Below are 21,222 nucleotides of genomic sequence, written 5' to 3'. Positions count from 1 at the left end.
TGCGCCTCTGCGCGTGCGGATATCGGCTCGATGTCGCATGGAATTCCCCGCTTCTAGGCGCCGATGGCACTCTGGAATTCAGAGTTCAACGTGGTCTCTTCATCCGCCTCCAGCGAGCGGAAGACGTGCGCCTTGGCCAGATCGGCGTCGGTCGGGAAGATCAGCGGGTTGCTGACCAGTTCCGGGTCGATCTTCTCCATCTCTTCCTTGGCGCCGGCCACCGGGCAGATGTAGTTCACGTAGGCCGCGACCTCTGCGGCCACGGCCGGGTCGTAGTAGAAGTCCATGAGCTTCTCGGCGTTGGCCTTGCGCGGCGACGCGACCGGAACCATCAGGTTGTCGCTCCACAGGGTGCCGCCGGCTTCGGGGAGCACGAACTCCCACTGGTCGTCGTTCTCGAAGTTCATCTGCACGATGTCCCCTGACCAGACAATGCCGGCGATCGCATCGCCGGAGACGAAGTCCTCCTTGTAGGAGTTGCCCTTGACCTGGCGGATCTGGCCATTGTCGATGTTCTCGCGCAGCACGTCGGTCGCGGCACCGAATTCGCTTTCGCCCCACTGGCCGGCGATGTCCACGCCGTTCTGCATCATCAGCAGGCCGATGGTGTCGCGCATTTCGTCGAGCACGGTGACACGGCCCTTGAGCTTCGGATCCCAGAGGTCCTCGACGGACTTCAGGCCCTTCGGGAACGCCTTCTTGTTCCAGGCGATGCCGGCATATCCGGACTGCCAGGTCAGCGAGTGCTTGCGCCCCGGGTCGAAGTCGACTTCCTTCAGGCTCGGCAGCAGGTTGGCGGAGTTGGGGATGTTCGCCAGGTTCAGTTCCTGGACGTAGCCCTGGCGGATGATGCGCCCGGCCATCCAGTCGGTCAGCGTGATGATGTCCTGGCCGATGTCCTGGCCGGCCTTGAGCTGGCCCTGCACCTTGCCGTAGTAGGTGTCGTTGCCGTCGATGTCCTCGCGGTAGTTCACCGCGATGCCGGTCTTCTTGGTGAAGGCATCGAGAGTCGGATAGGTCTTCTTCTCATCGTCGTAATCCAGGTACAGGGTCCAGTTGGCCCAATTGACCGTCGGATCGGTTTCGGAAATGTCCTTGATCGACGGGGCTGCTTGCGTGCTGCTGCCACCAGTGCCGCAGGCCGCGAGCAGCCCGGTCAGGCCCAGGGCGCCGGCGGCGGAAAGCACCGAGCGGCGGGAGTAGCTGCGCTGGCCCATGGCCTGGACGAGTGCGCGGATCTGCGGGTCTTGCGGAAGTCGGCGTTGCGAGTGCGACATGGCTGGAATCCTAACGACGAATGTGATCGGACACACGTGAAAGTGTTGACGTTCATCCTGCCAGCAATGCGCAGGTGCAACAAGACCTGAACGCAAGTTTCCTTGTAAAAATTACGTTACGAAAACTGAAATCTTTTGAAAATACCTCTTTCGCAACTGATTCAGTGAAGGTAGGGTCTGTGGAAAGTCCCTTAGACCTAGGAGGTCGATATGACGCTGCCCTCGCATACCGCGCAGGCCATTGATGAAATTTCCAAGGAGATCATCGAGCAGCTGCAGGAAGATGGCCGGCGCTCCTATGCCGCCATCGGCAAGGCAGTCGGCCTGAGCGAAGCGGCTGTGCGCCAGCGCGTGCAGAAGCTGGTCGAGAGCCGCGTCGTGCAAATCGTCGCAGTCACCAATCCACTGGAATTGGGCTTCACCCGCCAGGCCATGATCGGCATCGTCGCCGCCAGCGATATCAGCGGCACCGCCGACCGGATCGCTGAACTGCCGGAGGTCGACTACTGCGTGGTCACCGCCGGCAGCTCGGACATCCTCGCCGAGGTCATCTGCTCGAACGATGAAGACCTGTTGCGCGTGATCGGAACGATCCGCGGGCTCGAAGGCGTGGTCAGCACCAATACGTACACCTACCTTTCACTCAAAAAACAGGAATACAACTGGGGAACACGATGAACACACCACGTGGTACCGATCGCCAGCAGGCCGCTCGCGATCACCTATGGATGCATATGGCCCGGCACTCCGGAATTTCCAACGGCGCGCAGGTGCCGATCATCTCGCGCGGCGAGGGGCACAAGATCTACGACGATGCCGGACGCGAATACTTCGACGGCCTGGCCGGGCTGTTCGTGGTCAACGCCGGGCATGGTCGTGCCGAACTGGCAGAGGCCATGGCCAAGCAGGCTGAGAAGCTGGCCTTCATGCCGCTGTGGTCCTACGCCCATGAACCGGCGATCGACCTGGCCGAACGGCTGGCCAGCTATGCGCCGGGCGACCTGAACCGCGTCTTCTTCACCACCGGCGGCGGCGAAGCCGTCGAATCCGCCTTCAAGCTGGCCAAGCAGCATTTCAAGATGAAGGGCAAGCCGGGCAAGACCAAGGTCATTTCACGCGCGTTGGCCTACCACGGCACCCCGCAGGGCGCCCTGGCCATCACCTCGCTGCCGGATATGAAGACCCCGTTCGAACCGCTGGTTCCCGGCACCTTCCGCGTGCCGAACACGAACTTCTACCGGGCCCCGGAGATGTTCGCCGACAACGAGAAGGACTTCGGGCTGTGGGCCGCAGAGCGCATCCGCGAAGCCATCGAGTTCGAAGGCCCCGACACGGTGGCCGCGGTCTTCCTGGAACCGGTGCAGAACTCCGGCGGCTGCTTCCCGCCGCCTCTTGGATACTTCGACCGGGTCCGCGAAATCTGCGACGAGCACGACGTGCTGCTGGTCTCCGATGAGACCATCTGCGCGTTCGGCCGCATCGGATCGATGTTCGCCTGCAATGACTTCGGCTACGTCCCGGACATCATCACCTCGGCCAAGGCGCTGACCAGCGGCTATGCCCCGCTGGGCGTAATGGTCGTTTCCGACAAGCTGTTCGAGCCGTTCACCAAGGGCGACACCACGTTCTACCACGGCTACACCTTCGGCGGGCATCCGGTGGCCGCAGCGGTGGCGATGGCGAATCTGGACATCTTCGAACGCGAGGGCCTGAACGAGAACGTCAAGAACAATGCCGACGCGTTCAAGTCCACGCTCTCCAAGCTCACCGACCTGGATATCGTCGGCGACGTGCGCGGTGCCGGGTACTTCTACGGGATCGAGCTGGTCAAGGACAAGGCGACCAAGGAAACCTTCAACGACGCCGAGTCCGAACGCCTGCTGCGCGGGTACCTGAGCCCGGCGCTATGGGAGGCCGGACTGTACTGCCGCGCAGATGACCGTGGCGACCCGGTCATCCAGCTGGCTCCGCCGATCACCATCGGGCAGCCGGAGTTCGACCAGATCGAATCAATCCTGCGCACCGTGCTGCAGGAAGCGGCCAGCAAGATCTAGGTGCGGCAAGGCCCGCAGGCGTCGCCTGCGGGCCTTTTGCACTAGTCAGAGCGTGTTACTTCACGAAGCTACGCCCAATTGGTACTTTGTGGCATAGGCCACTAGTCTGAGGTCATTAGACGATTAAGATCGCCTTTTGGAAGATTGCAGGAACCTCATGACTTTGGAACCGACCAGAATCAGGCTGGCACGCGAACGTGCGGCGCTGAGCCGGTCCGCCTTGGCCGCCTCGCTGGGCATTTGCGAGCGCGAACTAGCTCGTGCTCCCGAGGATCTTTCCCTTGCGCTGGCCGATGCGCTGGACTGCGCGCCGCAGTACTTCCGGCTTCCCGCCACCCGGGGCATCGACACCGAACGGATCTTCTTCCGCTCCCCTCGCCGCACGAGCACCGCGCAGAAGGTGGCAGCCGCCGCCCTGGGCCGCAACGGCGTGGAGCTCTACCACCTGATCACGCGGAACTTCCGGCTCCCGCAAACCGAGATCCCCGAGCTGTGCGGCTTCACCCCGGAAGATGCGGCAGCGCAGCTGCGCACCGAATGGGATCTGGGCTGCGGCGCGCTGCCCGATCTGCTGCACCTGCTCGAATCCCACGGGGTGCGGGTGCTAAGCCTGCCTGCCTCGCTGGACGCGGTCAAGACCTTCAGCTTCTGGGAAGACGGACAGGCCTTCATCTTCCTGGCCGCCGGCAGCCGCAATGCGCAACGCCTGGACATGGCCCACGAGCTGGGGCATCTGCTGATGCACTCCTCGCTGGGCGAGAACCGCGAGCAGATGGCCACCGCCGAGCGCGAGGCCGATGAATTCGCCGCACGCCTGCTGCTGCCTTCCTTGTCCCTGCAGGTCAGGGTTTCGGACTCGCTGCAGATCCCGCAGCTGCTGGTTCTCGAAGAGCACTTCGGGGCACCTGCCACGGCGATCCTGGCGCACGCCAGGGCCTGCGGCCTGCTGGGCGACGGCACCTACCGCTGGCTGTCCCAGGAGCTGGCTCTGGAACCGGCCGCAGGGCACCAGCAACTCGTCTCCCGGGTGTTCTCGCTGGTCTTCCCCTCGCTGCAGCTCGATCATCGGGCCAGCACCGCACGGATCGCCCGCGAATTGGGGCAGACCGCAGCGCAGATCCATGAGCTCACCTTCGGGCAGGCCTACGTGGTGCTCGACGGCGGGAACCTGCATCAAGCCGGCGAGGGAATCCGCGGCCACCTGCGCGCGCTCTAGCAACCCCGCGGATTCGGGGCTACGCTGGTGCCACCAGGCGATGGCGCCGCGGCCGATCGCCGAGCCAAAAGGGGATCGCCATGCAAGCCAACGCCGACACGTCCCGGCAAATCGCCGAGGAATCCCGCGAGCAGTTCAACCGCCCCAGCTTCGCCAAGGGCCTGTACATGGGGGCCGTGGACTTCTCGCTGATCGAACCGCTGCCGGGAGCCGTGCACCCGGAACGCGGCCAGGCCTTCCTGCCGCAGCTCGAAGCGGTGCTCGATTCCATCGACCCGGAACGCATCGAAGCCGAGGCACGCATCCCCGATGAGTACATTGCCCAGCTGCGCCGCGTCGGCGCCTTCGGCATGAAGATCCCGATTGAATACGGCGGGCTGGGGCTGAGCCTGCTGGACTACGGCCGGGCGCTCATGCGGGTCGGCGTGGTGTGCCCCGCGCTCGGCGCGCTGCTTTCGGCCCATCAGTCCATTGGCGTCCCCGAGCCGGTGAAGTCCTTCGGCACCGAGGAGCAAAAACGCGAATACCTGCCGCGCTGCGCGGCCGGAGCAATCAGCGCCTTCCTGCTCACCGAGAATGATGTCGGTTCGGACCCTGCCCGGTTGGGCACCACGGCCCGGCTCAGCGACGACGGCACCCACTATCTCCTGGACGGCGCAAAGCTGTGGACCACCAACGGGGTGGTCGCCGAGCTGCTGGTGGTGATGGCCGCGGTGCAGCCGCACGAGGCCGCGGGTGAAGAGCCGGCGGGCCGCGGAGGAATCACCGCCTTCATCGTCGAGGCTGATACCGAGGGCATCGTCGTGGAGAACCGCAACCAGTTCATGGGCCTGCGCGGCATCGAGAACGGGGTGACACGCTTCCGCGAGGTTCGCGTCCCGGTGGCCAACCGGCTGGGCAAGGAAGGCTCGGGACTGAAGATCGCGCTGAGCACCTTGAATACCGGGCGCCTGTCCATTCCGGCGATGTGCGCCGGGGCCGGCAAATGGTCCACGAAGATTGCCCGCGAATGGTCCGCGGCGCGAGTGCAGTGGGGCAAGCCGGTCGGCAAGCACCAGGCCGTCGCCGGCAAGCTCGCCTACATTGCTGCCAGCAGCTATGCGCTGGAAGCGGTTTTCGAGGTTTCGGCCCGGCTGGCCGATGCCGGCACGAAAGATATCCGCATCGAAGCGGCCCTGGCCAAGCTCTGGGCTTCGGAGGTCGCGTGCACGATCGCCGATGAGCTGTTGCAGATCCGTGGCGGCCGCGGCTTCGAGACCGCCCGGTCCCAAGCGGCGCGCGGCGAACGGGCGGTGCCGGTGGAGCAGCTGTTGCGCGATCTGCGGATCAACCGCATCTTCGAGGGCTCCACCGAAATCATGCACCTGCTGATTGCCCGCGAGGCGGTGGATACCCACCTGCAGGCCGCGGGAGACCTGGCTCGTGCCGGGGCGAGCATGGAGGAAAAGGCTCGAGCCGCGGCATCCGCGTCGGGATTCTATGCCCGCTGGCTGCCCAAGCTCGCCGTGGGCGCAGGCTCGGTGCCGACGTCCTATTCCGGGCATGGCCCCTTGGCGAAGCATCTGCGCTATGTGGAACGGACCTCGCGCCGGCTCGCTCGCCAGACGTTCGCCGGCATGGCACGCTGGCAGGCAGGCATGGAAAAGCAGCAGGTTTTCCTCGGCCATATCGTGGATATCGGCGCGGAGCTGTTCGCCATGTCCGCCGTGATTGCCAAGACCACCGCGCTGCCGCAGTCTCCTGCTGCACAGCGCGACTCGGCGCAGCGCCTTGCCCTGGCCTTCTGCGAGCAGGCTGCGCAGCGCTGCGAGGAGCACTTCGAGAAGCTCTGGAACAACACGACGCATTCCGACGGGCAGCTCGCCGCCGACCTGCTGGACGGCAAGTTCCAGTGGCTGGAAGAAGGGGTCCGCGATGCCTCTGAAGGCACCGGTGTCTGGATCGCCCAGTGGTCCGATGAGGTTGGCGAGGATGTGCGCTGGCCGTATGGGAAGGAGCCTTAAGGCTCGGCGATTTCGACGTCCAGCAATCCCGCACGCCACCGCATTGTGGTCTCCTCCGCTAACGCCTCAGCCTCCAACGCTTCAGCCGGAGTCATGAAATACGTGTTGATCCGTAATTTCTGCTCCGGATCCAATTCCGGCGGCAGCAGCACCATCGGCCGGCTGCCCGGGATCTTCACCGCGTGGAACAGCCCGCAATGCCGGGCCGTATGGTGGATCAAGCAATTCAACACCGCAGAGTTGATATCAGTGCGCCCGCCCTTCTCCCACGGATCCAGATGATCCGCTTCGCATCTTTGTGCAGGCATGCTGCACCCAGGATACGAACACCCCCGATAGGCTGCCCGCAAAGCACGGACTTGCGCCTTCGAGAACAACCGCTGTGTCCGCCCCAGATCCAACGGCAGGCTCTTGCCGTTGAGCACCACCGGGAGAATCCCCGCAGTGCACAATGCTGTCCTGGCCTCGCCCGGGGAAAGCAGGATCCCCGAAGACGTCACTGCGAAATCCTCGGCTTGCTGCTGCAGTTTGTCCCAATCCAGGATGACGCTCACCTGAGCACCGGCAAGCCCAGCCTGTTGGTCCGGCGGGCTGCCGTTCGGTTTCCGTTCGCTCATCAGCAAAGCCATGAAACCGACAAGCCGCCGCCGCTCGGGTTTCAGATCTTCCCATTCACCGCTTGCCGGCTCCGGTTCGGAACTATCACCTTCTGGTTGGTGATCCTCGTCTTCGCCTTCTGGCCGATGATCGTCCGCTTGGGAAGGGGGATCCTCTGCGTCTGGATTGAGTCCTTCTTCCGGCGGGTCATCCTCGACGTCCTCGTCGCCGGGTCTGTCTTTCGCCCAGTCCGGCTTGCTGCCCTCATCATCCCAGCCGCTGGTTTCCTCACCGGTGAACTGGGCATCCACGTCCTTCAAGCCCTGCCGGTTGCCGGCAACCGTGGAAGGATTATCCAGATTCGCGAAATACGCCTCGATATAAGCCGAATGCGAAGGAAGAACACGGAAGAGGTATTCCACCAGGCCTTTGCGCATGCCGCGCTTGAAGATCCCGATCCCATCCAGCAAGGCCTTGAGCGGGCGCTTGCCGGCCTTGACCTGAGCGACCAGGTCGTTGATGTGCTTGCGCGCCGATTTCGGCTCCGACCGCAGGAACGCCGCGGACTCGGCCTGCAGCTGCTGCTTCTTCGCTTCGGCCGCTTTGCCTTCGCCCAGGTCCTTGCGCACCGAATGCAGCTTCATGGCCGCCGAGGCGACCAGCCGCGGATCGATACTCGGGTCCCCGAACTGCACGGCGAGCTCGGGCAGCCATGGTTCGGTTGGTTCTCCTGCTTCGTCCACGCCGCCGAGCAGGCAGTCGGCCTGCACCAGCCTGGCGGTGGCGGTGCTGCGCGGGATATCCAGCCAGCCGGTCATCAACCCTTTAGCATCCTTGAAATGCGTGCGCCCCGTGATGGTGCTGCCCTTCACTGCTTCGATCTCTTCGATGGTGGGGTCGGGTCCGAGATCGGTGATGGCCTGGAAGGATTCCTGGTCGAGCTTGTGGGCACCGGTAGTCCGCAGGGCGGCGGCCGCGTGGACCTGGGTCCGGGAGAGTTCTTGGGCCAAGTCTTCGGTGAGCAGCGCGAAATAGGCGGCCTGCCCAGCGGTGAGACCGCTGTGGGCCAGGCGCCGGGTCGCTGAAGCGGCCAACGCTTTGGCGTTGGCCAGATCCTTCAGTGCTTGCGCGATGTCTGTGCTCATGGGAACCAGCTTGCGCCCGAAACGCCATGCCGCTGGTACGCCGGGGCGGAATGTGGAAAACCTCAGCCGTGCATGCGGTACCAAAGCAGCGCGACCTGCAGCGAGGCCCGGGATTCGGCGGAGTCCAGCTGCACCCCCAGCTTTGCTTCGAGCTTGGCCAGCCGGGAATACAGGGTCGGCCGCGAAAGGTAGCCGGCCTTGGCCAGTGCGGTCTTGTTCCCGCCGTGGGCCAGGTAGAGATCGAGCAGGTCGAGTCCCTGGTGATCGACCGGGTTGAGCAGGCCGGCGAGCTCGGCCTGCGCGAAGGAACGCATCCGCGGGTCGCCGCCCATGGCCGAAAGCACCCCGCGCAGGCGCAGGTCGGCGAAGCGGTAATAGGGCTGGGCGCGGGTGGGCAGGTGCGGGACGATCTGCGCGACGTGCGCGGCCTCCTCCAGCCCGGCGATGCTGGTGGCCAGCGTACCTTCGGGGCCCACCCCGATGGCCACCGGGGCGGTGAGCTGCTCGGCCAGCCGCCGGGTGAAGCCCTGCAGGGTGGAGTCCACCAGTTCGCGGGCACGCAGCGGCAGGATCAGCCCCAGATACCCGGGCTTGAGCGAGCCGGCCAGGATGCCCAGGTGCTGGGCGTCGGCGAGCTGGTCGAGCACTTCGAGCAGGGCGCGGTCGGCCAGCTGGGTTTCGGTGGGCGTGCCGGATCCGGCCAGCGAGATGACCACCGGGACGTAGTAGGGGGCGGCGGCCAGGCCCAGGGCCTGGGTGCGGATGGCGATGTCCTTGTCGCTGTAGCTGTGCCCCGACTGCAGTTCGTGCAGCGTGGAGGTTCGGGCCTGGTAGAGCAGTTCGCGCTGGTCGCGGCCGGAAAGCCGGGCGATGGTCAGCGCCTGGCCGGCACGTTCCAGGACCAGGGCGGCGCGGTCGTCGTCATCCAGCACGGCCGGGACGATCAGCCGGCCCCACCGGCTGCGCACCGCCCCGACCGGGGTCTGCAGCCAGTTCTCGGCGCCGGTGGCGCGCCCGGTGTGCTCCAGGTAGCCGACGAAACGGGAGCGGGTGATCCAGTCTTCCAGTTGCGCGCCGGACTCGGCGAGCACATGGTGGCGGACATCTTCGAGCACCACGGGGGCCGAGAGCAGCTGCGCGGTGCGGGCCACGATCTGCGCCTCGTCGGCCTCGGTCAGCGAGAGCCCGGTGTAGATTTCGTGCACCGTGCGGGAGAACTGCACGGCCTCGAGCTGCTCGGCCACGAGCTTCTGGTGGATGACCTCGGTGATCGACACGAAACGGGTGGTGGTGCGCAGGGCGATGACCGGCAGGCCCAGGTCGGCGACATCCAGCTCGGCGCCGGACAAGTCCTCGATGATCACCCCGACCGCTCCGGCCTCGCTCAGCGCGGTAATGAAGGCGCGCACATCGTTCACGTTGCGCAGGGTGGTGAGGATCAGCTCGCGGCCCAGCAGCAGGTCGATGTTCTCGGTGGATTCGGTGACGTGCACCCAGCGCAGCTGCGCGTCCATCCCGGCGGCGCAGAGCACCTGCGGGTCGGCGGCCTGCACCACCGGCAGGTGCAGCACGTCGTTCACCGTCAGCATTTTTTACACTCCGTCATCGATAGTGCTTAAATCATGACACAGTGATGGTGTTGCCCCTCACATCCATGACCCATGATGAATGCAGGCACCCAACTTCGAAAGGCCGATACGATGACCGCAACGCTGACCGACACCTTGCAGCACTGGATCAACAACGCCAGCTACTCCGCCGATGACCGCACCGGCAAGGTCTACAACCCCGCCACCGGCGAGGTCTCCCGCCACGTGGCGCTGGCCTCGAAAGCCACCACCGAGCATGCGATCGCCGCCGCCGCGGCAGCCTTCCCGGGCTGGCGCGACACCTCGCTGGCCCGCCGCACCGCGATCATGTTCAACTTCCGCCAGCTGCTGGCCGAGCGCAAGGGCGAGCTGGCGGCGATCATCACCGCCGAGCACGGCAAGGTGCTCGATGACGCGCTGGGCGAGGTGGCCCGCGGCCTGGAGGTCGTCGAGCTGTGCTGCAACGCCCCCTACCTGCTCAAGGGCGAGTTCTCGCAGAACGCCTCAACCGGCATCGACGTGCAGTCCCTGCGCCAGCCGGTCGGCGTCGCGGCCATCATCTCCCCCTTCAACTTCCCGGCCATGGTGCCGCTGTGGTTCTTCCCGGTAGCCATCGCCGCCGGCAACACCGTGGTGCTCAAGCCATCGGAGAAGGACCCGTCGGCCGCCAACTGGCTGGCCGAGCTGTTCACCGAGGCCGGTCTGCCCGAGGGCGTGCTGAACGTGGTGCACGGCGACAAGGAAGCGGTGGACACGCTGCTGACCGATCCGCGGGTGAACTCGGTGTCCTTCGTGGGCTCCACCCCGATCGCGCAGTACGTCTACTCCACCGGAACCGCCCACAACAAGCGGGTGCAGGCCTTCGGCGGCGCGAAGAACCACATGCTGGTGCTGCCGGATGCCGACCTGGACCTGGCCGCCGACATGGCCGTCAACGCAGGCTTCGGCGCGGCCGGCGAGCGCTGCATGGCGATCTCCGTGGTCGTCGCGCTCGACACCATCGCCGATGAGCTGGTCGCCAAGATCGCCGAACGCGCCAAGACGCTGCGCGTGGGCGATGGCACCCGCGGCTGCGACATGGGCCCGCTGATCACCGGCGATCACAAGGCGAAGGTGGCCGGCTACATCGATGCAGGTGTCGCTGCCGGCGCCGAGCTGGTGCTCGATGGCCGCACCGGCACGGTGGACGCCGACGGCGAGGGCTTCTTCCTGCACCCGACGATGTTCGACAAGGTCGGCACGGACATGTCCATCTACACCGAGGAGATCTTCGGCCCGGTGCTGTCGGTGGTCCGCGTGGACAGCTTCAACGAGGGCATCGAGCTGATCAACTCCTCGCCGTACGGCAACGGCACCGCGATCTTCACCAATGACGGCGGCGCGGCCCGCCGCTTCGAGGACGAGATCCAGGTGGGCATGGTCGGGGTCAACGTGCCGATCCCGGTCCCCGTGGGCTACCACTCCTTCGGCGGCTGGAAGGCCTCGCTGTTCGGCGACCAGCACGCCTACGGCCCGGAGGGCTTCAAGTTCTTCACCCGCAACAAGGTGATCACCAAGCGCTGGCTCGACCCGAGCCACGGCGGCATCAACCTCGGCTTCCCGCAGAACGACTAGGACCCATGACTACCGAAATCAGCGACATCACCAGCGACCAGATCGCTGCCGGCCAGCGCGCCTACGAGCTGGACCGCGAGCACGTCTTCCACTCCTGGCAGGCCCAGGGCCCGTTCACCCCGATGACGATCCTCAAGACCGAGGGCTCGTACGTGTGGGACGGACAGGGCAACAAGCTCATCGACCTCTCCAGCCAGCTGGTGAACACGAACATCGGCCACCAGCACCCGAAGGTGATCGCCGCGATCGTCGAGCAGGCGGGCAGGATCGCCACGATCGCCCCGCAGCATGTGAACGACGCGCGCTCCGAGGCGGCCAGGCTGATCGCCCAGCACACCCCGGGGCAGCTGGACAAGATCTTCTTCACCAACGGCGGGGCGGATGCGGTGGAGCATGCGGTGCGCATGGCGCGGCTGCACACCGGCAGGCACAAGGTGCTCTCTGCGTACCGCTCCTACCACGGCGGCACCCACCTGGCGGTGAACATCACCGGCGACCCGCGGCGCTTCGCCTCGGATCATGCCAGCGATGGCGTGGTGCACTTCTTCCCCGCCTACCCGTACCGCTCGTACTTCAACTCCACCACCGAGGCGGAAGAGACCGAGCGCGCGCTGAAGCACCTGGAAGACACGATCATCCTGGAGGGCCCGTCGAACATCGCCGCGCTGATCCTGGAGTCCATCCCGGGCACCGCAGGCATCTACGTGCCGCCGGCCGGCTACATGGCCGGGGTGCGCGAGTTGACCCGCAAGTACGGCATCGTGTACATCGCCGACGAGGTCATGGCGGGCTTCGGCCGCTCGGGCGAATGGTTCGCGGTCGACCACTGGGACATCGTCCCGGACCTGCTCACCTTCGCCAAGGGCGTGAACTCCGGCTACGTGCCGCTGGGCGGCGTGGCGATCAGCCCGGAAATCTTCGAGACCTTCCGCGAGCGGGCCTACCCGGGCGGGCTGACCTACTCGGGCCACCCGCTGGCCTGCGCGGCCGCGGTCGCCACCATCACCGCGATGGAGGACGAGGGCATGGTGGAAAACGCCAAGCGGCTGGGAGAAGAGATCATCGGGCCGCGCCTGGCGCAGTTCGCCGCCGAGCATCCTTCCGTGGGCGAGGTGCGCGGAACCGGCGTGTTCTGGGCGATCGAGCTGGTGAAGAACCGGGAGACCCGCGAGCCGCTGGCCGCCTACGGGGGCAGCAGCCCGGAGATGAACCAGGTGGTTGCCGCCGCGAAGGCCGCAGGGCTGCTGCCCTTCGCGAACTTCAACCGGCTGCACGTGGTGCCTGCGATGAACATCGAGGATGCGGTACTCATCGAGGCGCTGGATCGCCTCGAGCAGGCCTTGGCCGTCGCCGACACGTTCGTCCAATAGCACCTGGCAGGACAGCCCAGCTGTCCTGCCAGTTGCGCATTAGCAAGGAGATCGAGATGACCACCCTCGCAACGAGTCCCGTGCTTGACGCCCATCCCCGGGCCTCGATCGATGAGCAGGATCGCAGGCAGGCCAGCGTGGACCGCTCGGGCTATGTGCCCGAAACCTATGCCGACGGGGTGATCTTCGCGCAGGACATCGACGATGTGGTGCGCCAAGTACGGGGTGACCCGCGAGTCGGTGCTCAGCTTGCTGGTGGTGCTGCCCGACGGGCAGCTGCTGCGCACCGGGCGGCGGACCATCAAGGGCGTGGCCGGCTACGACATGAATGCGCTGATGATCGGTTCGGAAGGCACGCTGGGCATCGTGGTCGAGGCGCTGCTGCGGCTACGCCCCAAGCCCAAGCATACTTCCACCCTGGTCGCCTATTTCCCCGATGAAAATGCCGCGGCAAAGGCCGCCTCGGCGGTGATCGCCGAACGGCTGACTCCCTCGGTGCTGGAGCTGATGTGCGGCAAGACCTTGAAGGCGGTGGATGCGGCGCTGGGAACGGATCACCAGTCGCGCGGCGGCGCCTTGCTGCTCGCGCAGACCGATGGCTACGGCGCGCACCTGGAAATGCAGGCGCTGCAGGAGGCGATTGCCCCGCTGGCCGGGCATATCGAGATTGCCCGCGATGAGGCACAAGCCCAGGCGCTCATCGAAGCGAGGCGCCAGGCCATCCCGAGCATGGAGCTGCTGGGCACCGCCTCGATCTGCGATATCGGCGTGCCGCGGCACCGTTTGGCCGAGGCGTTCGCCGGCCTGCAGCGCATCGAGAACGAGCGCGGAGTTTCGATCTTCACCATTGCCCATGCCGCCGACGGCAACCTGCATCCGATCATCGTGGTGCCCGAAGGGCAGTCGATCACCAGTGGTGCGCCGAAAGCGGCGCTGGGCGACATGTTCCACCTTGCCCAGTTGCTGGGCGGCACGCTGACCGGAGAGCACGGCATCGGCCTGCTCAAGCAGGATTGGCTGGCCGAGGAGCTGGGCGAGACCTCGCTGGCATTGCAACGGCGGCTGCGCGCGGTGTTCGATCCGCAGGGCATCTTGAACCCGGGGAAGGCGATTTAGCTCTAGAAGTCCGATGCTGACATGGGTAGGGTAAGTACATGGATGAGTATCTACCAGTAGCCTTCGGCCTTCCGCTCATGTCCGTGGCGTTGTCCGTGGTCCTCCTGCTGATCGCGGTACCCTTGGCTGTCCACGCGCTGATCCGCCGCAGGGCGTTCGCCAGCCTGCGTGACGGGGAGCAGACCTATGCCCGGCGCTCATCCATTCGCACCGAATTCATTTCAGCCGGACTTGCCTCAGTCGCAACAGCAGTCTTCCTGGTCATGGGGATCACCGGCTACAGCACCGCGATGAGCAATCTCGAAGCGAACATCCACAAGGAATACTCGCCGACCGAACTGGACATCAAGTACTGGAACGGGTCGTGGGCCACGGCGGACATCACCCTCCCCGATGGCACCAGCTACGAGGACGCCCAGATCTCCATGCAGGCCGAATACCGCCCGCTCGTCGAGCCCAAGATGACGAAGGATTAGCTGGCAGAGAACTGCGAACCAGGATCTGACTTCAGTGTGAAATACTGGCCACAGCATTTATTCACGCCAATATCCTGTGGAGGGAAAAGACCATGATCGGAAGTGGCGCGCCAGCAGGCGATCCGTTCCAGCCGCATCTTGAATGGGGCCTGAAGGCTTCGTTCGTGAGCTACATTTCTTCCCTCGCCGACGGACGCATCGAGGCCGCCAACGGGGTGTGGCAGGCAGGCAACGCGTTGGCGTTCCCTGTCTCCCCCGCTACCGAGGTTCCGGAGAATGAAATCTGGTTCAACGGCCGTGTTTCCTTCTCCGGGCACGGAGGCATGATGAAGCTGGATCTCATTGAGCCGCGCATCGTGAACCACGATGACCGCATCACCCTCACCATTGACGAGGCCGGCGAGCGCGTAGCCATTGCCGAGCTTACCGAAACCAGCGTTTCGAACGCTTTTGGCTTGGTCAAGACCCGTTTCTCGGCGGTGCTCACCGAGGCTGGCTCGAAGCTGTTCAACGGCCAATATCCTGCCGGACAGCAGATGGAAGAAGTTGAGGTTGTGCTGCGCGGTTAGCAGCTGACCAGCAGTGAAGGCCCGGCGCGCAAGCGCCGGGCCTTCACTGTGTTGGGTTGCCGCGCCAGCCAAGTGGCTGGTCACCCGCTGATTCAGGATTCGCGCGAGAACTCCGACGCGCGCAGGACTTGTTCTTCGGTCAGCGGGTGCCCGGTGTACTTTTCGAACTGCGCCGCGGCTTGCAGCGCAATGACCTCGGCCCCGGTGATGACCTGCTTGCCGGCGTCTCGCGCGGCACGGATCAGCGGCGTCTGGCTGGGGAAGGCGACCACGTCGAAGATGCTTTGGGCCGAAGCAATATGCTCAGCGGTGAACGACAGCGTTTCGGCATTCTCCCCATCCATGCCCAATGGAGTGACGTTGACCAGGATCTGGTGGCCTGGAACTGGATCTGCCGAGGCGTGGCGGTAGCCGTACTTGTCGGCCAGCGCTTTGCCTGCGTGCGCATTGCGTGCCAGCACCGTCACGTCGCTGAATCCGGCCTCGCGGAAAGCGGCAACCACTGCCTTGGCCATGCCGCCGGAACCGCGCACCAGGACGCTGCTTCGCGCATTCAATCCATGGCGGTCAATCAGGGCGGCGATCGCTTCGAAGTCGGTATTCGATGCCACGAGCCGGCCATCGTGATTCACAATCGTGTTGACCGAATCGATGGCAGCTGCAGAAGGCTCGATTTCGTCGACCAGTTCCATGACTTCTTCCTTGAACGGCATCGAGACCGAGCAGCCGCGAATGCCCAGGGCACGTACCCCGGCGATTGCTCCTGGCAGGTCCTCGGTGGCGAAGGCCTTGTAGATGAAGCTCAGGCCGAGCTCGTCATACAGGTAGTTGTGGAAACGCGTCCCGATATTCGATGGACGCCCGGAGAGCGAAATGCAGAGGGACATGTCTTTGTTCAAAATGGGCACGCGGGGATCTCCAGTGGTGGTGGCCGGTTCACCTCCAATATACGTGCACTGACTGCCGCATCCCGCAAAGCCTGATTGGCAACCAGAGCACGTTTGGGTTGTTCTTTCGCTGTGCAGGCGCATCGGCTAAGCTCAGTGCGCATGAGCCAGGATCTTGACCAGGGACCTTTTTTCCACGGCACCAAGGCAGCATTGCGCCCCGGGGATCTGCTATCGCCCGGTTTCCCCTCGAACTATCGGCCCGAAGTCATCATGAACCACATCTACTTCACCGCATTAGCCGATGGCGCAGGATTGGCAGCCGAAATCGCTGCATTGGACGGCACTGCGCATGTGTATGAGGTGGAGCCGACCGGGCCATTTGAAAATGACCCGAATGTCACGGATAAGAAATTTCCGGGCAATCCCACCCGGTCCTACCGCAGTGCGCATCCGGTCCGTGTCATCCGTGAGGTCCATGGCTGGACGCGCTTGTCGCCCGAAGCGTTGCAGGACTGGCGTGAACGCATCGCACGGATCACGAATGATCCAACAGCCGCGATCATCAATTAGCCAGTCGATGGGCGGTGCCCGATGCCTGATCGGCGCCGGGCACCGCCCATGGACATTGGATCGGCTGGCCTATATCATCCCTTGATGATCTGCGGCTGGGCCAGCGACTTCAAGCCGTCCAGGCCGAATTCCAGGCCATAGCCGGACTGCTTGGCGCCGCCAAACGGAATACGCGGATCAATGGTGCCGTGGGAGTTGATCCATACGGTGCCCGCCTGGATCTGCGCGGCAACTTCCAGTGCCTTCTCGCGGTTGCTGCCCCACACCGAGGCGCCGAGGCCTACTTCCAGGGCGTTGGCATGCTTGATCGCTTCGGCCGTGTCCTTGACCTTGATGATCGGCAGGGCCGGGCCGAACTGCTCCTCGACCACGAGGCGGTTGGACGGGTCGATGTCGGCAATCAGCGTGGTCGGGTAGAAGTAGCCGGCGGCGTTCTCGTCCGGGTTGGCACCGAGCAGCACCTTCGCCCCGGAATCCACGGCGTCCTTGACCAGGGAAGCAACGATGTCGTACTGGGCCTTGTTCTGCAGCGGGCCGAGGACGTTGTTCTCATCGAGGCCCACACCCATCGGCATCTTCGCGGCGACGTTGGCCAGCGCTTCGCATACCGCATCGTAGATCGATTCCGGCACGTACAGGCGCTTGAGCGCAGCGCAGGTCTGGCCGGTGTTGATGAAGGCACCCCAGAACAGGTCTTCGGCAATGGCCTGCGGGTCGGCGTCTTCCAGCACGATGCCGGCGTCGTTGCCGCCCAATTCCATGGTCAGCCGCTTCACGGTATCGGCCGAGGAGCGGATGATGGCCTTGCCGGTAGGAGTGGAACCGGTGAACATGATCTTGGCGATGTCCGGATGCCCCGAGAGCTTCTCGCCAACCTCGCGTCCGCCGGCGACGATGTTCAGCACGTCGGCCGGCAGCACTTCGTTGAGCACGTGGACCAGCGCGAGGACCGAGAGCGGGGTGTATTCGCTGGGCTTCATCACCACGGTGTTGCCCATGCGCAGGCTCGGGGCCAGCTGCCAGATGGAGATCATCATTGGCCAGTTCCACGGACCGATGGCGCCGACGACGCCCAGTGCGCGGTAGTGCTTGGCGGCGTAGGTTTCGCCGTCGTCCACGACGACCTCCGGCTCGACCTCATAGGCGGTGGCGGCGCGCAGCCAGGCGGCCGCTCCGCCGACTTCGAAGCGGGCGTTCGGGCCGTTCAGCGGCTTGCCCTGCTCGCGGGAGAGCAGTTCGGCCAGTGCCTCGGCGTTGGCTTCAATGTTGTCGGCCGCGGCGTTCAGCAGGCGCTTGCGCTCCTCATGCCCCAGGGCATCCCATGCCGGTTGGGCGGCCTTTGCCGCGGCGACCGCGGCGTCGAGGTCCGCGGCGCTTTGCTCGGCGACACGGCCAACCAGTTCACCGGTTGCCGGGTCCAGGATTTCGGTGCCACCGGTTGCCGGCTGGATCGCGTCCAGCAGTTCTTGGGCGTTTGCGTAAGCCATCTTTGAGCTCCTTGGTTCTAGGTGGTTAGCTGACGGGAAGTTCATCGGCCATGGGCGCACGCCGTTTGGACGAGCGGACGACCATTGCCAGTACCCAGGCGATGACGCCGGGCAGGATCACGATGCCTTGCAGGACATAACCGAGCATTCCCGGTTCTTCCATGCCAAGCAATATGTCGAAGTTGATGACGATTTGCGCGAAGACGTAGGCCAGCGCAATGCCGGAGACCAGCGGGGCGATCACCCGGGTCGCCAGGGATTCAGAGGATTGGTTGCGCTTGAAGTATCCGATGACGGCAAAGGAGGTCAGTGCCATCAGCAGCACCAGGCCATAGGCCGCCGAGTTGGTCATCCAGGTGAACATCGTGAACACGACGTACATCGGGTCCTTGCCTTGCGAGATCACCGCGAAGACGGCGATGACAACTAGGCCGAGGGTTGACTGCGCCAGCGAGCCGGCCACCGGCGCGTGGGTGGTGCGCGAGGTGATGGCAAGGAACTTCGGCAGGGCCCCGCCGCGGCCCATGGCATAGAAGTAGCGGGCAATGACGTTGTGGAAGGCCAGCAGCGCGGCGAACAAACTGGTGATGAACAGGATGTTGGCCAAATCGACGAACCATGCTGGGGCGTTGGCGCCGAAGAAAGCGAAGATCAGGTCAGGGCCGAGTTCCGCCGAAGCGCCGATGACGTTCGAGGCACCTTCGCCGACGGCTACGGCGAAGGCCGAAAACGCGTAGAAGCAGGCGATGATGACGACCGCGATCATCGTGGCGCGCCGGGCGGTGCGCGCCGGATCCTTCACCTCTTCGTTGTAGATGGTTCCGGATTCGAAGCCCATGAACGCCGCGATGGTGAAGGCCATGACCGCGCCCATGCCCGGCGCGACGGCGTCGGCCACGTTGAAGGATGCGGCCGGCTGCGGCACCTCGGGAGCGAAGGCGAAGGCCATGATGTTGTAGATGATTACGACGAGGAATTCAGCGGCGACGACGATGCCCAGCACCTTGACCGAGAAGTCGACCCGGTTCATGCCGAGGAAGCCGACCACTGCCCAAGCCACCAGCGCCATGGCCCACCACGGGATGGCGGTGCCGAAGGAGGCGTTGGCGAAGGATGCGGCGGCGAACCCGAACATTCCGTAGATGCCGATCTGCATGAGGTTCTAGCTGACCAGCGCGACCATCGCGGCGCCGACGCCCGCTGCTCCGCCCAGGCCTTGGGCGATGTAGGCGTAGAAGGCTCCGGCGTTTGGTATGTAGCGGCTCATCGCGGTGTAGCCGATGCTGAAGACCAGCAGTATGGCACCGATGATGAGGAAGGACAGCGGCACCGATTCCATGCCGGTCACCGCGTAGTTGGTCGTCACGCCGCCAGCCACGGCGGTGAGCGGTGCGCTGGCGGCAATGATCATCACGACCAGAGCCGGCACCGTGAGCGTGCGTTGTTCGAGTCCCATTCGATCCCCCATTATCCGAGTTCTTGGATATCAGCATCCCGGAGTCCTCGAACTTTTCGTTGGCATTGAGCGCAGGACCATTGGCACCGCGTGCACTTCCGCTGCGTCTCAGGCGGCGTCCCGGTACTTGCCCGGGGTGGAACCGAATTCTTTGGAGAACATGCGGCTGAAGCCCGCGGCATCGGCAATCCCCACCCGGGATCCGATGGCCTGCACTGGCAGGTCGGCCATGAGCGGGTCGCGCAGCAGGCGCGCTGCTTCGTGCATTCTGAGATTGCGGATCAGCGCGGCGACGCTGAGCGGCTGATGCTCGAACAGCGCGTGCAGGCTGCGTACGGACATGAAGTGGGCGGCCGCGATGCGGGCCGGTCCCAAATCGGCGTCGTCCAGGTGCGCGTTGATGTAGCCGGTGACCAATTCGCGTTGGCGCACCTTGGCGTCCCCATGGCATTCGGCGCCGAGCGCGCCGCCCAGTGCGGTGGCCAGCAGATCCACGGTGTTGCGGGCCAGCTGGTAGCCGCCGAATTCATCCCACTGGGAAAGGTTGGATCCGAGGTGGCGCAGCAGCGGTGCGACGGTTCCCGACAACGGGTGCGATTCCTTGAGCGCAACCGCGGTCAGCTGGCCGACCTGCTGCTGCGACAAGCGGAAAAGATCATGCGGAACCAGGGTGACCAGCACCGATGCAGGTTTCTCGAAGGCCAGCGTGTACGGGCGCTGGGTATCGTAGATCGCCAGGTCCCCGGGTGCCAGCAAGGTTTCGCGGCCGTCTTGGATCAGCAGCCCATAACCATCGAGCTGGTAGGAGATCTTGTAGAAATCCCCGTCGCCGCTGGCGCTCAGGTCCTCGGTTCGCTTCACCGCGTGGGGTTTGGCATGGATGCGCATCAAGCCGATCTCGCCGAGCATGTTGGCGCCCAGCGTGGCGGTGAAATGGCCGCTGGAAATCTGCTCGCTGCGCAGCTTCACGAAGGCGTCGGAAATGAGCCGCGACCATGCGGTGAACGAATCGACGTGCTGAAGTTGATACATGCCTGCCTCCCCATCGAAGCCCAAGGAACTGTGTCGGGCATCACGAATGAGAGTACGCCGAGCGCGCCGAAAAGTCACTTTTTTCGTCGTGCGGAGAATATCCAGCTACTCCGCAGCGCGCAGGCTGCGCAAGGCCTCCAGGCGGTACTGCAGCTGCGCTTCGAGCGCGTCGGCGGTATTGACTGCTTCGTCGAGCACGCTGCTGGTTTGCGCACCCATCAGGAAATTGATCATCGAGTCGCGCGCCACGGGTGCCGTGGGGTGGTCGGGGCCGAGGAGCTGCTCAAGCCATTGGTCAACCAGCGTGCGCCAGCGGTCCATGGTTCCCGCATTGACCGCTGCCAGCGCCCGATCCCCGAGGGCCAGATGCCAGAAGTGCACCGCGATGCGTGCTTCATTTCGCCGCAGCTCATCGAGCGGAAGCACTTCCCGGGCAAATGCCTCGATGGCCGCGATTCCCGTTTGCCCCTGGCACTTGCGGGCAATGCGCTTGTCGGTCGCCTCGGCGACATAGCGGAAGGTCGCGACCAGCAGCGCATCGCGGGTTGGGAAGTAGGGCTTGAAGGCGCCGTTGGAATATCCGGCGGCCGCGGCCAGGTCGCGCAGGTTGAGTTTCTCGATCCCCTCCCGGGCAATGAATCTCCACGTGACCTCGACAATCTCCCGGCGACGCTGATCATGGTCCACGATTTTCGGCATACCTCAAGATTAGCGACAAATCATTTATCTCCACCAAAGGCTTGCGCCTTTGCGGGTCCGCC

Annotated in this window: 19 protein-coding genes; 10 read left to right on the top strand and 9 right to left on the bottom strand. The window is 64.7% G+C overall.

Translation table 11 applies throughout. The features are described from left to right. Nucleotides 1-53 precede the first annotated feature (53 nt). Nucleotides 54-1,277 carry an ABC transporter substrate-binding protein gene (locus EKH49_RS13370; RefSeq protein ID WP_128471224.1) on the bottom strand — a complete coding sequence of 408 codons (1,224 nt, stop codon included), beginning with the start codon at nucleotides 1,275-1,277 and terminating at the stop codon, nucleotides 54-56. A gap of 210 nt (nucleotides 1,278-1,487) precedes the next feature. On the opposite strand from EKH49_RS13370, the gene EKH49_RS13365 reads away from it, so the two are divergent. The 4 genes from EKH49_RS13365 (at nucleotide 1,488) to EKH49_RS13350 (ending at nucleotide 6,550) form a co-directional block, all read left to right on the top strand. Then, nucleotides 1,488-1,955: an Lrp/AsnC family transcriptional regulator gene (locus EKH49_RS13365; protein ID WP_038990283.1), complete on the top strand. Its 468-nt coding sequence runs from the start codon at nucleotides 1,488-1,490 to the stop codon at nucleotides 1,953-1,955. Beyond that, nucleotides 1,952-3,331 carry an aspartate aminotransferase family protein gene (locus tag EKH49_RS13360; protein ID WP_128471223.1) on the top strand — a complete coding sequence of 460 codons (1,380 nt, stop codon included), beginning with the start codon at nucleotides 1,952-1,954 and terminating at the stop codon, nucleotides 3,329-3,331. The genes EKH49_RS13365 and EKH49_RS13360 overlap by 4 nt, the downstream gene beginning before the upstream one ends. Nucleotides 3,332-3,488: 157 nt before the next feature. Continuing rightward, complete coding sequence (locus EKH49_RS13355) at nucleotides 3,489-4,547, top strand: ImmA/IrrE family metallo-endopeptidase (RefSeq protein WP_038990281.1); 1,059 nt, start codon at nucleotides 3,489-3,491, stop codon at nucleotides 4,545-4,547. A gap of 80 nt (nucleotides 4,548-4,627) precedes the next feature. After that, on the top strand, nucleotides 4,628-6,550 hold the full coding sequence (locus tag EKH49_RS13350; RefSeq protein ID WP_128471222.1) for an acyl-CoA dehydrogenase family protein: 1,923 nt from the start codon (nucleotides 4,628-4,630) through the stop codon (nucleotides 6,548-6,550). On the opposite strand, the gene EKH49_RS13345 is transcribed toward EKH49_RS13350, so the two are convergent. Together EKH49_RS13345 and EKH49_RS13340 are read right to left on the bottom strand one after the other, a co-directional pair. Beyond that, nucleotides 6,547-8,292: an HNH endonuclease signature motif containing protein gene (locus tag EKH49_RS13345; RefSeq protein WP_128471221.1), complete on the bottom strand. Its 1,746-nt coding sequence runs from the start codon at nucleotides 8,290-8,292 to the stop codon at nucleotides 6,547-6,549. The two genes, EKH49_RS13350 and EKH49_RS13345, sit on opposite strands and share 4 nt — an antisense overlap. A 62-nt stretch (nucleotides 8,293-8,354) precedes the next feature. Next, nucleotides 8,355-9,881, bottom strand: a complete 1,527-nt coding sequence (locus EKH49_RS13340) for a PucR family transcriptional regulator (protein WP_128471220.1) — start codon at nucleotides 9,879-9,881, stop codon at nucleotides 8,355-8,357. A 111-nt stretch (nucleotides 9,882-9,992) separates the two neighbouring features. Between EKH49_RS13340 and EKH49_RS13335 the strand changes: the two genes are divergently transcribed. The 5 genes from EKH49_RS13335 to EKH49_RS13315 all read left to right on the top strand — a co-directional run bounded on the left by EKH49_RS13335 (nucleotide 9,993) and on the right by EKH49_RS13315 (nucleotide 15,026). Continuing rightward, nucleotides 9,993-11,495 carry a CoA-acylating methylmalonate-semialdehyde dehydrogenase gene (locus EKH49_RS13335; RefSeq protein WP_128471219.1) on the top strand — a complete coding sequence of 501 codons (1,503 nt, stop codon included), beginning with the start codon at nucleotides 9,993-9,995 and terminating at the stop codon, nucleotides 11,493-11,495. Nucleotides 11,496-11,500: 5 nt separating this feature from the next. Then, the gene (locus EKH49_RS13330; protein ID WP_128471218.1) at nucleotides 11,501-12,865 is read left to right on the top strand and encodes an aspartate aminotransferase family protein; all 1,365 of its coding nucleotides are present in this window, start codon (nucleotides 11,501-11,503) and stop codon (nucleotides 12,863-12,865) included. A 204-nt stretch (nucleotides 12,866-13,069) separates the two neighbouring features. After that, nucleotides 13,070-13,981 (top strand): FAD-binding oxidoreductase, encoded by a 912-nt coding sequence (locus tag EKH49_RS13325; protein ID WP_201739615.1) that lies wholly within the window; start codon nucleotides 13,070-13,072, stop codon nucleotides 13,979-13,981. A gap of 38 nt (nucleotides 13,982-14,019) precedes the next feature. Beyond that, on the top strand, nucleotides 14,020-14,457 hold the full coding sequence (locus tag EKH49_RS13320; protein WP_128471217.1) for a hypothetical protein: 438 nt from the start codon (nucleotides 14,020-14,022) through the stop codon (nucleotides 14,455-14,457). A 92-nt stretch (nucleotides 14,458-14,549) separates the two neighbouring features. After that, nucleotides 14,550-15,026 carry an HtaA domain-containing protein gene (locus EKH49_RS13315; RefSeq protein WP_066141200.1) on the top strand — a complete coding sequence of 159 codons (477 nt, stop codon included), beginning with the start codon at nucleotides 14,550-14,552 and terminating at the stop codon, nucleotides 15,024-15,026. Nucleotides 15,027-15,118: 92 nt separating this feature from the next. Here EKH49_RS13315 and EKH49_RS13310 read toward each other — a convergent pair whose 3' ends face one another. After that, on the bottom strand, nucleotides 15,119-15,934 hold the full coding sequence (locus EKH49_RS13310) for a shikimate 5-dehydrogenase (protein ID WP_128471216.1): 816 nt from the start codon (nucleotides 15,932-15,934) through the stop codon (nucleotides 15,119-15,121). A gap of 141 nt (nucleotides 15,935-16,075) precedes the next feature. Between EKH49_RS13310 and arr the strand changes: the two genes are divergently transcribed. Further along, nucleotides 16,076-16,486 (top strand): NAD(+)--rifampin ADP-ribosyltransferase, encoded by a 411-nt coding sequence (arr, locus tag EKH49_RS13305; RefSeq protein ID WP_128471215.1) that lies wholly within the window; start codon nucleotides 16,076-16,078, stop codon nucleotides 16,484-16,486. A gap of 74 nt (nucleotides 16,487-16,560) precedes the next feature. Here the strand turns inward: arr and EKH49_RS13300 are convergent, their stop codons facing one another. From EKH49_RS13300 to EKH49_RS13285, 5 genes are all read right to left on the bottom strand, one after another. Next, a complete protein-coding gene (locus EKH49_RS13300; protein ID WP_128471214.1) occupies nucleotides 16,561-17,973 on the bottom strand; it encodes an aldehyde dehydrogenase family protein in 1,413 nt (470 codons plus the stop codon). Nucleotides 17,974-17,998: 25 nt separating this feature from the next. Then, the gene (locus tag EKH49_RS13295) at nucleotides 17,999-19,129 is read right to left on the bottom strand and encodes an APC family permease (RefSeq protein WP_236641161.1); all 1,131 of its coding nucleotides are present in this window, start codon (nucleotides 19,127-19,129) and stop codon (nucleotides 17,999-18,001) included. 6 nt (nucleotides 19,130-19,135) lie between these two features. Further along, complete coding sequence (locus EKH49_RS16910; protein WP_236641160.1) at nucleotides 19,136-19,429, bottom strand: hypothetical protein; 294 nt, start codon at nucleotides 19,427-19,429, stop codon at nucleotides 19,136-19,138. A 108-nt stretch (nucleotides 19,430-19,537) separates the two neighbouring features. After that, nucleotides 19,538-20,461, bottom strand: a complete 924-nt coding sequence (locus tag EKH49_RS13290; protein ID WP_128471213.1) for a helix-turn-helix domain-containing protein — start codon at nucleotides 20,459-20,461, stop codon at nucleotides 19,538-19,540. A 105-nt stretch (nucleotides 20,462-20,566) separates the two neighbouring features. Further along, nucleotides 20,567-21,160 carry a TetR/AcrR family transcriptional regulator gene (locus EKH49_RS13285; RefSeq protein ID WP_038990269.1) on the bottom strand — a complete coding sequence of 198 codons (594 nt, stop codon included), beginning with the start codon at nucleotides 21,158-21,160 and terminating at the stop codon, nucleotides 20,567-20,569. Nucleotides 21,161-21,222: the final 62 nt, after the last annotated feature.

Source organism: Glutamicibacter sp. HZAU (assembly GCF_004100365.1).
In the GTDB taxonomy this organism is placed as follows: Bacteria; Actinomycetota; Actinomycetes; order Actinomycetales; family Micrococcaceae; genus Glutamicibacter; species Glutamicibacter nicotianae.
Note: the sequence above shows the minus strand (reverse complement) of the source record. Positions and strands in the feature narration are given on the sequence as shown.

Bases quoted from the DNA above. Each gene is read 5' to 3' on its own strand.
- EKH49_RS13345 (WP_128471221.1), bottom strand. From the start codon at position 8,292: ATGAGCACAGACATCGCGCAAGCACTGAAGGATCTGGCCAACGCCAAA.
- EKH49_RS13360 (WP_128471223.1), top strand. From the start codon at position 1,952: ATGAACACACCACGTGGTACCGATCGCCAGCAGGCCGCTCGCGATCAC.
- EKH49_RS13290 (WP_128471213.1), bottom strand. From the start codon at position 20,461: ATGTATCAACTTCAGCACGTCGATTCGTTCACCGCATGGTCGCGGCTC.
- EKH49_RS13355 (WP_038990281.1), top strand. From the start codon at position 3,489: ATGACTTTGGAACCGACCAGAATCAGGCTGGCACGCGAACGTGCGGCG.
- EKH49_RS13315 (WP_066141200.1), top strand. From the start codon at position 14,550: ATGATCGGAAGTGGCGCGCCAGCAGGCGATCCGTTCCAGCCGCATCTT.
- EKH49_RS13320 (WP_128471217.1), top strand. From the start codon at position 14,020: ATGGATGAGTATCTACCAGTAGCCTTCGGCCTTCCGCTCATGTCCGTG.
- EKH49_RS13295 (WP_236641161.1), bottom strand. From the start codon at position 19,129: ATGCAGATCGGCATCTACGGAATGTTCGGGTTCGCCGCCGCATCCTTC.
- arr (WP_128471215.1), top strand. From the start codon at position 16,076: ATGAGCCAGGATCTTGACCAGGGACCTTTTTTCCACGGCACCAAGGCA.
- EKH49_RS13285 (WP_038990269.1), bottom strand. From the start codon at position 21,160: ATGCCGAAAATCGTGGACCATGATCAGCGTCGCCGGGAGATTGTCGAG.
- EKH49_RS13300 (WP_128471214.1), bottom strand. From the start codon at position 17,973: ATGGCTTACGCAAACGCCCAAGAACTGCTGGACGCGATCCAGCCGGCA.
- EKH49_RS16910 (WP_236641160.1), bottom strand. From the start codon at position 19,429: ATGGGACTCGAACAACGCACGCTCACGGTGCCGGCTCTGGTCGTGATG.
- EKH49_RS13370 (WP_128471224.1), bottom strand. From the start codon at position 1,277: ATGTCGCACTCGCAACGCCGACTTCCGCAAGACCCGCAGATCCGCGCA.
- EKH49_RS13340 (WP_128471220.1), bottom strand. From the start codon at position 9,881: ATGCTGACGGTGAACGACGTGCTGCACCTGCCGGTGGTGCAGGCCGCC.
- EKH49_RS13350 (WP_128471222.1), top strand. From the start codon at position 4,628: ATGCAAGCCAACGCCGACACGTCCCGGCAAATCGCCGAGGAATCCCGC.
- EKH49_RS13335 (WP_128471219.1), top strand. From the start codon at position 9,993: ATGACCGCAACGCTGACCGACACCTTGCAGCACTGGATCAACAACGCC.
- EKH49_RS13365 (WP_038990283.1), top strand. From the start codon at position 1,488: ATGACGCTGCCCTCGCATACCGCGCAGGCCATTGATGAAATTTCCAAG.
- EKH49_RS13325 (WP_201739615.1), top strand. From the start codon at position 13,070: ATGTGGTGCGCCAAGTACGGGGTGACCCGCGAGTCGGTGCTCAGCTTG.
- EKH49_RS13330 (WP_128471218.1), top strand. From the start codon at position 11,501: ATGACTACCGAAATCAGCGACATCACCAGCGACCAGATCGCTGCCGGC.